General features: G+C 72.2%; 11 protein-coding genes. 3 read left to right on the top strand and 8 right to left on the bottom strand.

The features are described from left to right. Nucleotides 1-217 precede the first annotated feature (217 nt). Both AB0I79_RS36225 and AB0I79_RS36220 read right to left on the bottom strand, forming a co-directional pair. Entirely contained in the window at nucleotides 218-1,795 is a 1,578-nt protein-coding gene (locus AB0I79_RS36225; RefSeq protein ID WP_357883228.1) for an MDR family MFS transporter, read from the bottom strand. Between the two features lie 115 nt (nucleotides 1,796-1,910). Further along, nucleotides 1,911-2,516: a TetR family transcriptional regulator gene (locus AB0I79_RS36220; RefSeq protein WP_357883226.1), complete on the bottom strand. Its 606-nt coding sequence runs from the start codon at nucleotides 2,514-2,516 to the stop codon at nucleotides 1,911-1,913. A gap of 180 nt (nucleotides 2,517-2,696) precedes the next feature. Here AB0I79_RS36220 and AB0I79_RS36215 point away from each other — a divergent pair, with 180 nt between their 5' ends. Together AB0I79_RS36215 and AB0I79_RS36210 are read left to right on the top strand one after the other, a co-directional pair. Continuing rightward, the gene (locus tag AB0I79_RS36215) at nucleotides 2,697-3,329 is read left to right on the top strand and encodes a pyridoxamine 5'-phosphate oxidase family protein (protein ID WP_357883223.1); all 633 of its coding nucleotides are present in this window, start codon (nucleotides 2,697-2,699) and stop codon (nucleotides 3,327-3,329) included. Nucleotides 3,330-3,378: 49 nt separating this feature from the next. Next, the gene (locus AB0I79_RS36210) at nucleotides 3,379-4,809 is read left to right on the top strand and encodes an APC family permease (RefSeq protein WP_357883220.1); all 1,431 of its coding nucleotides are present in this window, start codon (nucleotides 3,379-3,381) and stop codon (nucleotides 4,807-4,809) included. An 8-nt stretch (nucleotides 4,810-4,817) separates the two neighbouring features. Here the strand turns inward: AB0I79_RS36210 and AB0I79_RS36205 are convergent, their stop codons facing one another. Both AB0I79_RS36205 and AB0I79_RS36200 read right to left on the bottom strand, forming a co-directional pair. Continuing rightward, nucleotides 4,818-4,970 (bottom strand): hypothetical protein, encoded by a 153-nt coding sequence (locus tag AB0I79_RS36205; protein ID WP_357883217.1) that lies wholly within the window; start codon nucleotides 4,968-4,970, stop codon nucleotides 4,818-4,820. Between the two features lie 49 nt (nucleotides 4,971-5,019). Next, a complete protein-coding gene (locus AB0I79_RS36200) occupies nucleotides 5,020-6,078 on the bottom strand; it encodes an LLM class flavin-dependent oxidoreductase (protein ID WP_357883214.1) in 1,059 nt (352 codons plus the stop codon). A gap of 174 nt (nucleotides 6,079-6,252) precedes the next feature. Here AB0I79_RS36200 and AB0I79_RS36195 point away from each other — a divergent pair, with 174 nt between their 5' ends. Further along, a complete protein-coding gene (locus tag AB0I79_RS36195) occupies nucleotides 6,253-7,020 on the top strand; it encodes a MerR family transcriptional regulator (protein ID WP_357883211.1) in 768 nt (255 codons plus the stop codon). A gap of 108 nt (nucleotides 7,021-7,128) precedes the next feature. Here AB0I79_RS36195 and AB0I79_RS36190 read toward each other — a convergent pair whose 3' ends face one another. The 4 genes from AB0I79_RS36190 to AB0I79_RS36175 all read right to left on the bottom strand — a co-directional run bounded on the left by AB0I79_RS36190 (nucleotide 7,129) and on the right by AB0I79_RS36175 (nucleotide 11,640). After that, nucleotides 7,129-9,384: an FtsX-like permease family protein gene (locus tag AB0I79_RS36190; protein ID WP_357883208.1), complete on the bottom strand. Its 2,256-nt coding sequence runs from the start codon at nucleotides 9,382-9,384 to the stop codon at nucleotides 7,129-7,131. After that, entirely contained in the window at nucleotides 9,381-10,109 is a 729-nt protein-coding gene (locus AB0I79_RS36185) for an ABC transporter ATP-binding protein (protein WP_357883205.1), read from the bottom strand. The genes AB0I79_RS36190 and AB0I79_RS36185 overlap by 4 nt, the downstream gene beginning before the upstream one ends. Beyond that, nucleotides 10,106-10,633, bottom strand: a complete 528-nt coding sequence (locus AB0I79_RS36180) for a PadR family transcriptional regulator (protein ID WP_357883202.1) — start codon at nucleotides 10,631-10,633, stop codon at nucleotides 10,106-10,108. The genes AB0I79_RS36185 and AB0I79_RS36180 overlap by 4 nt, the downstream gene beginning before the upstream one ends. A gap of 86 nt (nucleotides 10,634-10,719) precedes the next feature. Beyond that, nucleotides 10,720-11,640, bottom strand: a complete 921-nt coding sequence (locus AB0I79_RS36175) for an NmrA family NAD(P)-binding protein (RefSeq protein ID WP_357883200.1) — start codon at nucleotides 11,638-11,640, stop codon at nucleotides 10,720-10,722. Between the last annotated feature and the right edge of the window lie 14 nt (nucleotides 11,641-11,654).

Genomic DNA, 11,654 nt, shown 5'->3' with positions numbered 1-11,654 from the left:
GAGCCGCTGAGCCGCTGAGCCGCTGAGCCGCTGAGCCGCTGAGCCGCTGAGCCGCTGAGCCGCTGAGCCGCTGAGCCGCTGAGCCGCTGAGCCGCTGAGCCGCTGGGCCGCCGAGGCAGCGGGGCGGCGGGGCGGCGGCGGTCAGCGGGGCCGCCGGCGCGAGCCCGGCTCGCGTGCCGGCGACCCGCCGGGGACCGTGATGCCCGGCCGGTCCGGCTCAGTGACCGGAGGCCTCGGCGCGCTCGCGGGCCAGCCGCTCCTCGCCCGACAGCGTGGCGAGCGGCTTCTCCTTGATGAACAGCACCGCCACCAGCGCCAGCACGGTGAGCGGCACGCCGATCAGGAACAGCTCGGCCGTGGCCGTGGCGTACACGTCCTGGATGACGCGGACGACCGGGGCGGGCAGCTTGGAGATGTCGGGCACGGCGTGGGTGTCGCCGCCCCCGCCGGCGGCGGCCATCGGGCCGAGCTTCTCCGTGAGCAGCGTGGTGACCCGGTTGGCCAGCACGGCGCCCAGGGCGCTGACGCCGATCGTGCCGCCCATGCTGCGGAAGAAGGTCAGCACCGAGGTGGTGGAGCCCAGGTCCTGGGCGGGCACGTCGTTCTGGGCGGCCAGCACCAGGTTCTGCATGAGCATGCCCACGCCGATGCCGAGCACCGCCATGTAGACGCCGAGCATCACCGAGCCGGTCTGCCCGTCGATGGTGGCGAGCAGGCCCATCCCGCCGAGCATGACGACGCCACCGGCCACCAGGAAGCCCTTCCACCGGCCGGTCTTGGTGATGAGCTGGCCCGCCACGGTCGAGGAGATCAGCAGGCCGAACACCATCGGCAGGCTCATCAGGCCGGCGACCGTCGGCGACTTGCCGAGCGCCACCTGGAAGTACTGCGACAGGAACACCGTGCCGCCGAACATGGCCACGCCGACCAGCGCGCTGGCGATGGTGGCGAGGGCGACGGTGCGGTTCCTGAAGATGGCGAGGGGGATGATCGGCTCGGCCGCGCGGGACTCGACGAAGACGGCCAGCGCGAGGACGAGGAGACCGCCGCCGACGAGCACGGCCGTCTGCCAGGAGCCCCACGCGAACTGGTTGCCCGCCAGCGACGACCAGATCAGCAGCGTGGAGACGCCCGCCGTGATGAGCAGGGCGCCCAGGTAGTCGACCTTGACCTTCTTGCGCACCACGGGCAGGTCGAGGGTGCGCTGCAGGAGGATGATGGCCACGATCGTGAACGGCACGCCGAGCAGGAAGCACCAGCGCCAGCCGAGCCAGGAGGTGTCCACGAGCACGCCGCCGATGAGCGGCCCGGCCACGGTGCCGATCCCGAACACGGCGCCGAAGATGCCGGAGTAACGGCCCAGCTCACGCGGCGGGATCATGGCCGCCATCACGACCATCGACAGCGCGGTCATACCGCCGGCGCCGATGCCCTGCACGGCGCGGCTGACGATGAGGATCTCCACGTTCGGCGTCAGGCCCGCGATCAGGGAACCGGCCACGAACAGTCCGAGCGAGAGCTGGATCAGCAGCTTCTTGCTGTAGAGGTCGGCCATCTTGCCCCAGAGCGGCACGGTGGCCGTCATGGCCAGCAGCTCCGTGGTGACGATCCAGGTGTAGACGGTCTGCGTGCCCTGCAGGTCGGTGATGATGCGGGGCAGGGCGTTGGCCACGACCGTCGAGGCCAGGATGGACACGAACATGCCCACCATCAGGCCTGACAGCGCCTGCAGGACCTTTCTTCTGGACGTGGGCGTCGCGGCCGCGGGCTCGGGCTGCGCGCTGGTGGCTGTCATCTTTCCTCGATTTCTCAGGCGAATTTCTCAGGCGGGCAGGGCCCGCGATCCGCGGGCTCCTGCGGACACCGGCAGTACGGAAACGTTTACGGAAGGGGACGGGCGACCGGGGCGGTCACGGGTTGGGCAGGCCGGCGGCGAGCTGGTCGAAGGCCTCGTCCACCAGACCGGCCAGCGACGGGCGCCCGCCGGCGGCGCTCCAGCGCAGCATCGCCACCCGGAAGGCCGCCATGGCGGCCGCCGTGGCGAGCTCGGGATAGCCGCTCGTGCAGGGCTCGACGCCGGCCCGGCGAGCGACGGCGGCCGACACGGCCCGCTCGGTCTCGCTGCCGCTGGCGACGAGCCGGGGGAGCAGCGACGGGTTCTGCTCGAACACCTTCAGCCGCAGCAGCCACCGCTCGGGCTGCTCCTGCAGGTGCTCGGCCTCGGCCCGCGCCATCAGGCGCAGCGCCTCCAGGACGGGCACCCGCGCGGGCACGGCGTTCAGCCGCTCGCACAGCTCGGCGGCCGAGGCCTGGCCCGAGCCGATGAGCGCGTCCTCCTTGGACGGGAAGTAGTTGAAGAACGTACGGGAGGAGACGTCGACCGCCTCCGCGATGTCCTCCACCGTGACCGCCGCCAGGCCGCGTTCGGCGACCAGCGTCAGGGCAGCATGCTCCAGCGCCGCACGGGTCTCGAGCTTCTTTCGATCCCGGCGACCCAGCTCCTCTGCACTGTCCACGATGGTCACAATGCTGAGATTAAGGGAAAAATTTCAGGATCTGCAATGTTTCAGGGTCTGAAGTGCCGCAGATCACAGCGGTGACGGGCCCGTCTGGTCATCGCAGGACGTGATCGGGAGGGGGCGGCATCCTCTCCCCGTAGCTCGACTATGAAGGTTAGGCTTGCCTATATTCGGGTGGTGCAACCTTCTGAGATCCGTACGGTGACGACCGAGGCCGAGCTCCGCGAGATCGTGAAAGAGCCGCCGCAGACCATCTGGGACAAGGACATCGCGCGGATCGACGAGCACGCGCGCACGATCATCGCGCATTCGCCGTTCCTGCTGCTCGCGACCTCCAACACCGACGGCACCTGCGACGTCTCGCCCCGCGGCGACCCCGCCGGCTCGGTGCTGGTCCTCGACGACCAGCGGCTCGTGCTCGCCGACCGGCCCGGCAACCAGCGGCTCGACAGCCTGCGCAACGTGCTGCTCAACCCGCACGTCGGGCTGCTGTTCATCGTGCCGGGGATGAACGAGACGCTGCGCGTGAACGGGCGCGCGACGCTCGTGTCGGACGCGCCGTTCTTCGACGACCTCGTGGTCAAGGGCAAGCGGCCCCGGCTGGCGCTGCTCGTCGAGGTCCAGGAGCTGTACATGCACTGCGCCAAGGCGTTCCTGCGCTCGTCGCTGTGGAGGCCGGAGACCTGGCCCGACCGCAAGAGCCTGCCCACGCTCGGGCAGATCGCCAAGGACCATATCGGCATCAAGGGCGTGCCGGCGAAGGTGATCGACGCGGGGCTCGCCATGGACGCCAAGATGAACCAATACTGACTCCGGAAATCACGAGCTCTGAAAGCCCGTGAAAGCATAGGCTGGCGGGATGACGGACCGGGATGATCACATGGCCGCCCCCTCCCAGAGCAGTCCTTCCAGTCCCGCGCAAGCGCATGACGCCGACCAGCCCGGCCTCAAGAGGGTCATGGGCCCCGGCCTGCTGCTGCTCTTCATCATCGGCGACATCCTCGGCACCGGGATCTACGCCCTGACGGGCCAGGTCGCCGGTGAGGTCGGAGGAGCGGCCTGGCTGCCGTTCGCCATCGCCTTCGTGGTCGCGGCGATCACCGCCTGCTCCTACCTGGAACTGGTCACGAAGTATCCGCAGGCGGCGGGCGCCGCGCTCTACGTGCACAAGGCGTTCCGCCTGCACATCGTCTCCTTCCTCGTCTGCTTCACCGTGATGTGCTCCGGCATCACCTCCGCCTCGGCGGCCTCGCGCGCCTTCGCCGCGAACCTCGCCGCCGGGTTCGGCCTCGACGTCGGCAACGGCGTCATCCTGGCGATCGCCCTGGGCTTCATGCTCCTGGTCCTGGCCGTGAACCTGCGCGGCGTGGGCGAGAGCGTCAAGATCAACGTGGTGCTCACGTCGATCGAGCTCTCCGGCCTGCTGCTGGTCATCCTGCTCAGCATGTGGTTCATCGCCGGCGGCAACGCCGACTTCTCCCGGGTCGTCGCCTTCGAGACCGCGGCCGACAAGAGCGTGTTCCTGGCCGTGAGCACGGCGACGTCGCTGGCCTTCTTCGCCATGGTGGGGTTCGAGGACTCGGTCAACATGGCCGAGGAGACCAGGGACCCGGCGCGGATCTTCCCCCGGATCATGCTCACCGGCCTCGGCATCACCGGAGTGATCTACGTCCTGGTGTCCATCTGCGCCGTGGCGGTGGTCCCCGTCGGCACGCTCGCCGAGAGCGAGACCCCGCTGGCGACCGTGGTGCAGACCGCCACCCCCGGCTTCCCGATCGCCGACCTGCTGCCGTTCATCTCGATGTTCGCCGTCGCGAACTCCGCGCTGATCAACATGCTGATGGCCAGCCGGCTCCTGTACGGCATGGGCAAGCAGGGCGTGCTGCCGGCCTTCCTGTCGAAGGTGAACCCCAGGCGGCGCACGCCGGAGGCGTCGATCCTGTTCACCACCGTCATCGCCATGGGGCTCATCACCTTCGTCTCGCTGGACCCGGAGAGCCCGGTGGTGGCGCTGCTGGGCGGGACCACCTCGCTGCTCCTGCTCGCCGTCTTCGCCGCCGTCAACGTGTCCGTGCTCGTCCTGCGCAAGGACCAGTCCACGACCGAGCACTTCAACGCCGGGCGCGTCCTGCCCGTGCTGGGCGTGATCACGTGCCTGTACCTGGTGCTGCCCTGGTCCTCCGGCCGCCCGGCCGGCCAGTACCAGATCGCGGGCGTGCTCCTCGCGATCGGCCTGGTCCTGTGGCTGGTCACCTGGCTCGCCCGCCGGAGGGAGAGCGTGGGCCGCTGACCGGAGGCTCACCTGGTCGTCGCGTTGACCAGGAGGAACGACAGCACGCCGGTCGCCAGCAGGACCGCGAACAGCGCGATCATGCCGATCACGACGAGCGCGCGACGCCATCCGGCAGGTTCCCGCGGGGGCGTCGCGCCGTGCTCCGCACCCTCTGACATGCTCCGACGCTAACAGGGCAGGCCCGGGGGCAGGGCGCACGGCACTCGTTCAGCCGCGCAGCAGCGGGAGCAACCGGTCGCCCTGGCGCTTGATCTCCGGCAGGTAGGGCGTGTCGGAGAGCACGAAGTGGGTGATGCCGAGGGCCTGGTAGTTGCGCAGCGACTTCGCCACGTCCTCCGCCGAGCCGACCAGCCAGGTGGTGCCCGCGCCGCCGCCGCCGTACCTGCCGGGGGCGGTGTAGAGGTTGTCGTCGAGCACCTCTCCCCGCTCGGCCAGGCCGAGCAGCCGCCGCTGGCCGACGGCGGCCTGCCAGTTGACGTCGCGGGCGACGGCGCCCCGCGCCATCCTGGCGACCTTGGCCTCGGCGTCCGCCCAGGCCTGCTCGGTGGTGTCGCGCACCAGCGTGGTGACCCGCAGCCCGAACTCCAGCGGCGGGAGTTCGCGCCCGAGCCGCTCGCCGAGTTGCTTGAGCCGCTCGATGCGCGCCGCGATGCCGTCGAGCGGCTCGCCCCAGAAGAGCTGGACGTCGGCCTCGGTGGCGGCCACCCGCTCGGCGGCCTCCGAGGCGCCGCCGAAGTAGAGCCGGGGGTGCCTGCGCCCGCCGACCACCGCCGGGCGCGGCACCACGGTGGAGGCGGTGACGCTGAAGTGCTCGCCGTGGTGGGTGACGTGCTCCTCGGTCCAGAGCCTGCGTACGAGCCGCATGAACTCCTTGGTACGGGCGTAGCGGTGCGCCTGGTCGCCCTCGCTGTCGCCGTACGCCGCCAGGTCGTCCTTGCCCGAGACGATGTTGACCAGCACCCGGCCCCCGGTGAGGTGGTCCAGGGTGGCGGCGGCGGAGGCGAAGTTGGCCGGGCGCCAGTAGCCGGGCCGCACCGCGATCAGTGGCTGGAACGTGGTCGTCCGCGCGGCCAGCGCGGTGGCCACCGTGAACGTGTCGGGCCGCCCCCAGCCGGTGCCGATGAGCGCCCCGGCCCAGCCGTGCCGCTCCAGGGCCTCGGCGTGGCTGCTGAGGGTCGCCAGGCTGTTGTGACCTGCGACGGCGTCGTCGCCGCGATGCCCGGGCCGGGCCTGGTTCGGGATGTACCAGAGGAACTGGAGGCTCATGCGGTCTTCCTGTTCTGCGCTACGACCCCTAAAAACCTAGTATTCAAGTAGGTAAAGTTCAACAGTGGGGCTTCCCCGCTGCCTGATCGCGCTTGACTCTGCCGTTACGTCAACTCCTACCGTCGTAGCGAGCCGGAAGATCCGGCTAGGTGAAGAGCGGGGACGGGTGGGTTCATGGCGTGGTCGATCGCGCAGGTGGCGCGGATGTCCGGCGTGACGTCGAGGACGTTGCGCCACTATGACGAGATCGGCCTGCTGCGGCCGGCCTGGGTCGGCGCCAACGGCTACCGCCACTACGAGGAGGACCAGCTCCTGCGGCTGCAGCAGATCCTCGTGCTGCGGGAGCTCGGCCTCGGGCTGCCCGAGATCGCCGAGATCGTCGACCGGCACACCGACCCCGCGGCGGCGCTGCGCGAGCACCACCGGCGGCTGCTGCGGGAGCGCGACCGGCTCGACGCGGTGGCCCGCATGGTCGCCCGCACCATCACCGAACTCGAACGGAGCGAAAGGAAGAGCGGCATGTCCAGAATCAGCAGACCGGAGAACCTGTTCGAGGGCTTCGACGCCGCGCGCTACGGCGCGCAGGCCCGCGAACGGTGGCCGGAGCACTGGGAGCGGTCCGGGCAGCAGGAGCTCCTGGACACCCTGTCCCCGGAGGAGATCGACCGCATGCAGCAGGAGGCCACGGCGGGGATGATCCGCATGGCGGAGTTGATGGCCGCCGGCACGGCGGTCGACGACCCCGCGGTGCTCGCCGTGCTCGACGGCCATTACCGGCAGATGACCCGGTTCTGGACGCCGAGCGCGGCGGAGTACACCCATCTGGGGCGGATGCAGGTCGAGGACGATCAGTTCAGGGCGAACTACGAGCGGGTGGCGGAGGGGCTGGCGGCGTACATGTGCGACGCCATGGCCGCGTACGCGCGGGCCCGCCTGAGCTGAGGGGCCCGCCTGAAGTGAGGGGCCCGGGTTCAGCCCCGCACGGTCGTGACGCGCAGGTTGAAGGTCAGGGTGAGCGCCATGACCGTGGACAGCGGCTTCATGGAGCTCCTACTCGAAACGCGCGTTGTCCGGCGCGGTCATGTGCCGCAGCAGCGGCACGGCCGTGAGGATCACCAGCAGGGAGGCGGCCAGCCCGCCGCCGACGGTCGCGAAGTAGACGGGCCCCGGCATGGCCAGGGACGCGCCCTTCATGGCGAGCTCCTCGATGAACGGCCCCGCCACGCCGAAGCCCGCGGCGGCGGCGACGGCGGCGGCCAGGACGAGGGGGAGCGCCGACTCCAGCAGCACCACCGCCGTCAGGGTGCGGGCCGGCGTGCCCGCCAGCCGCAGCAGGGTGAACGGCTGCCTGCGCTCCATCAGCCCGCCGCCCACCGCCACCACCAGGCTGCACCCTCCGGCGACCAGGGTCAGGGCGACCATGGCCAGCGCGATGTTCTCGGCCTGCGTGAAGATCGTCGCCCTGGCCTGCGCGACCTCGGCGAAGGTCATCGGCGCGCCGGCGCCGTGGCGCGCCAGCAGCGTGCGCAGCTCCTCCAGCGTGCCCGGGTCGTCCATGCCGACCAGGACGGCCGCCAGGCTGAGGCCGTCCGTGGAGACGGCCTGGCCGGTGGGCGCGGCGAAGGGGAGCAGCTTGTCGACGGTGAGCGGGTTGTCGGCCTCGACGAGGCGCTCGAAGTAGCCCGTCACGGCCTGCGCGCCCGCCGGGCACCGCCCGAGTACGGGGAAGCGGGCAAGGCTCGCGCAGTCGGCGGCGGTCCTGGGCGGCGGAGGGCCGTCGCCGGGAACGGGCGGCGGGGGGTCGCCGCGTACCGGCTGGTCCGTGTCGTCCGGCAGGGCGTAGATCGGCAGCACGTCGACGCCGGGGTGGGCGCGCAGCCGGGCGAGCAACTCGGCTCCGGCCTGCGGAGCCAGGCCACCGGCGCCGGGGTGCTGGGTGAGCGGGGCGCGCAGCACCCCGTTGAGCGTGCCGCCGGCCACCGCCTGCTGCCCGGAGACCACGGCCGGGACGATCCCCGCGATCGCCGTGCCCATGAACACCGCCAGCACGAGCCCGCTCACCGAGCGGAAGGCCGCCTTGGGGTCGGCCGCCATGCGCTGCGCGGCCAGCAGGGTCGCCGCGCCCCCGGTCACGCGGGCGGCGAGCCGGGCGGCCAGCATCGTCAGCCACGGGCCCGCCAGGATCAGCCCGATCATGATGAGCGCGAGGGCCGTGCCGGCGAGCAGCGCGTCCGGCTCGCGCTCGCCGCCCCGGAACACCGGCCCGGCGAACAGCGCCAGCCCGGCCGGCAGGGGGATCACCCGCCAGGCCCGGGGCGGGCGCCCCACGGCCTTCCTGGCCGCGCCCAGCGGGGAGATCCGCACGCGGCGCAGCGACCAGAGCGCCGTGCACCCCGACAGGATCGGCACGCCGGCGAGCACGGCCGCGTACTGCCAGGAGGCCGGGACGACCAGCTCGGGGAAGAAGCGCGAGCCCGTGACGCGGACCATGGCCACGGCCGGCCGTACGAGCTGGAACAGGGCGACGCCGAGCAGCGCGCCCAGCAGCGCGCCGAGCGCGGACTCCACCGCGGCGAGCACGCTCACCTGCCGGGACGTGGCGCCGGCCAGCCGGAACGCGGCGAATCGGGCCTCCCGGCGGGCGGCGGCCAGCCGGGTGGCCGCGTTCACCAGTACGAGCAGCGGGACGAGCAGGCCGATGGCGGCCACGGCGAAACCGAACCGGTAGAGGTCGGTGTCGTCGTCGAGCAGGGCGGCAGCGGACGCGGTCTCCACCGTGTCCACCTGCCGCGCCCCCGTCATGGCGGCGACCTCCCGCGGTGTCCGCCCCACCACGATGGCCAGCTCGTCCGGCCCGGACAGCGCGGCCTGGCCGATGATCCCCGCGCGGGTCCCGGGGAAGCGGTCACCCAGCCGTTCGCGCGGCACCGAGTCCAGCAGCCCGGCCAGCGTGGGGGAGGCGTAGTACTGGCCGGGGCCGGGCATGCGCGCCAGGCCCGGGATCACCGGCGCCTGCCCGCCGAGCGGGGCGGCGTCCAGCCGCTTGATCGCCTGCCCGGCGTAATAGTCCTTCCGGTAGCTCCACAGCGCGCCGGTGGCGGTGGCGTCGAGAACCCAGCCGCTGGGCGCGGTGCCGGTGGTGCACTCCCAGCAGGGCCGGGCGGTGGTGGCCTGGAAGGCGTTGAAGAGGGAGAGCGTGGTCAGCAGCACCGTGACACCGGTCGCCACCCCGGCCACGACCAGCACCAGCCTGGCCACCGCCTCCCTGCCGCCGCGCAGCGACAGGCGCAGGCCCAGAGCGATCATCGCGTGACCTCACCGGAGAGGGGATCGGTGGCGCGGCGGTCACGGACGTTTCCCTGCCGGTCGGCGAAGGGATCGGTGACGCGGCCGTCGCGGACGATGACCTCCCGGTCGGCGAAGGAGGCCACCCGGGCGTCGTGGGTCACCACGATCACGGTCGTGCCCTCCTCGCGCGCCAGCCCGACCAGCAGCTCCATGACGTGCTCGCCGGTCAGCGAGTCGAGCGCGCCCGTCGGCTCGTCGGCGAACAGCACCCGCGGCCCCGTCACCAGCGCCCTGGCGATCGCCACCCGCTGCGCCTGGCCGCCCGACAACTCGCTGGTACGCCGCCCGCCCAGCTCCGCCAGCCCCAGCCGCTCCAGCCATTCCCCGGCCCGCCGGTAGGCGTCCTTGCGCCTGGTGCGGCCCAGCAGCATCGGCAGGGCGACGTTGTCGGCCGCGGTCAGCTCCGGCACGAGCTGCCCGAACTGGAAGACGAACCCGAAGGCGGTGCGCCGCAGCTCCGTGCGCCGGGCGTCGCTCATCGTGTCCAGCCGCCGCCCGCGGAACCACACCTCGCCGCTGTCGGGAGTGAAGATCCCGGCCAGGCAGTGCAGCAGCGTCGACTTCCCCGAGCCGCTGGGGCCCATGACCGCCACGATCTCCCCGGCGGCCACCGACAGGTCGGCCTCGCGCAGCGCGGGGGTGTGCCCGTAGGAGCGGCTGAGCTCGCGCGCTTCGATGATCACGACTCGCGCACCATGGCCGCCAGCGCGCCCAGCCGGGCCTGCGTGACGTCGATCCAGCGCAGGTCCGCCTCCAGATGGAACATGCCGTGGTCGGCCAGCAGCGCGTCGGTCAGCGAGCCGGTGCGCTTGATCTGGGTGAACTCCCGCATGCGCCGGAGGTGCGTGGCCCGCTGCAGGTCGAGGTAGCCCGCCGCGTCCCGGCCCAGCATCAGCGCCAGCACGACCTTGGTGAACAGCACCGTCTGCAGGTACGGCTCCGCCGCCACCGGCTCCGACAGCCACGCCTCCACCTCCTGCGTGCCGAGCGGGGTGATGGCGTAACGCCTGCGGTCGGGCCCGTCGCCGGGCTCGCTCTGCCCGGCCGTCACCTTGCCGTCCCTGGCCAGGCGGCCGAGCGTGGAGTACACCTGCCCGAACGGCAGCGGCTTGCCGCGGCCGAAGAAGGCGTCGTAGTCGCGTTTCAGGTCATAGCCGTGACTCGGCTCCCGCTCCAGCAGGCCGAGCAGTGCCAGGGGAACACTCATGACCGCAGACTATACACCGGAGGTATAACTCCGGAGTATAGTCGCGCCCGGCCCCTCGCCGCCACGGGCCTGGTGTCCTTCGGGCCTCAGGCCTTCAGGTGCGTGCCCGCCCACTCCTCGAAGGACGTGAGCGGGATGCCGAGAGCCCGCGCGTGCTCCGGCCGGGCCGGCTGGCCCACCACGTTGAGGAACTCGTGCGAGGTGACGGCGTACTCCGGCATGCCCGCGGCGAGCGCCTCCCGCACGGTCATGTCGGGCGCGGCCAGCGGGGTGCCGAAGGCGCGGGAGAGGACCTCGGCGATCTGCGTCATCGCCAGGTGGTCGCCGGCCAGTTCCAGCTCGACCCGGTGGAACCGCTCCGGCGCGGCGATGGCCGCGGCGGCCGCCGCGCCGATGTCCTGGACCGCGACGAGGGAGAGCCGCGTGCCGGGCTTCAGCACGGTCGCCAGGCCGCCCTCGACGCCGCGGGGGAGCAGGTAGGCCACGGACGGGAGGAAGTTCTCCATGAAGAAGCCCGGCTTGATGATCGTCCAGTGCGTGAAGCCGGCCTCGCGTACCAGGTCCTGGGCGCCGGCCTTGGCGGTGTAGACGGGCTCCATCGCCGCCCAGCGGCCTTCGGCCCAGCCGGGGGCCTCGATGTGGCGCCCCGCGCCGGAGACGGACGTGTGCACGAACTGCGGCACGCCCGCGGCCCGCGCGCCCTCGACCAGGTTGGCGGCCTGGGCCAGCTCGCCGCCGAAGTCGAAGGCGCCGTCCCTGATCGGGGGCATCTGGACGGAGAAGACGGCTCGGGCTCCTGTCGCGGCCCTGGTCACGGAGTCGCGGTCGTCGAGATCGCCGGTGACCAGCTCGGCGCCGAGCGCCTCGATCGCCTGCGCCCGCTCGGTCGCGGGATCGCGGACCAGGGCCCGGACGGGGACGCCGGCCGCGAGCAGGGCCCGCGCGGTGGCGCCGCCCTGCCGGCCGGTGGCGCCGGTGACCAGGACGGGCGCGATGTCGATGGGCATGAGGGATCTCCTGA

Source organism: Nonomuraea sp. NPDC050202 (assembly GCF_040656115.1).
Lineage (GTDB): Bacteria > Actinomycetota > Actinomycetes > Streptosporangiales > Streptosporangiaceae > Nonomuraea.
This window is presented reverse-complemented; position numbering and strand designations above follow the sequence as displayed.

Coding starts and splice junctions, on each gene's coding strand:
- AB0I79_RS36205 (WP_357883217.1), bottom strand. CDS start 4,970: ATGTCAGAGGGTGCGGAGCACGGCGCGACGCCCCCGCGGGAACCTGCC.
- AB0I79_RS36225 (WP_357883228.1), bottom strand. CDS start 1,795: ATGACAGCCACCAGCGCGCAGCCCGAGCCCGCGGCCGCGACGCCCACG.
- AB0I79_RS36195 (WP_357883211.1), top strand. CDS start 6,253: ATGGCGTGGTCGATCGCGCAGGTGGCGCGGATGTCCGGCGTGACGTCG.
- AB0I79_RS36180 (WP_357883202.1), bottom strand. CDS start 10,633: ATGAGTGTTCCCCTGGCACTGCTCGGCCTGCTGGAGCGGGAGCCGAGT.
- AB0I79_RS36175 (WP_357883200.1), bottom strand. CDS start 11,640: ATGCCCATCGACATCGCGCCCGTCCTGGTCACCGGCGCCACCGGCCGG.
- AB0I79_RS36200 (WP_357883214.1), bottom strand. CDS start 6,078: ATGAGCCTCCAGTTCCTCTGGTACATCCCGAACCAGGCCCGGCCCGGG.
- AB0I79_RS36210 (WP_357883220.1), top strand. CDS start 3,379: ATGACGGACCGGGATGATCACATGGCCGCCCCCTCCCAGAGCAGTCCT.
- AB0I79_RS36190 (WP_357883208.1), bottom strand. CDS start 9,384: ATGATCGCTCTGGGCCTGCGCCTGTCGCTGCGCGGCGGCAGGGAGGCG.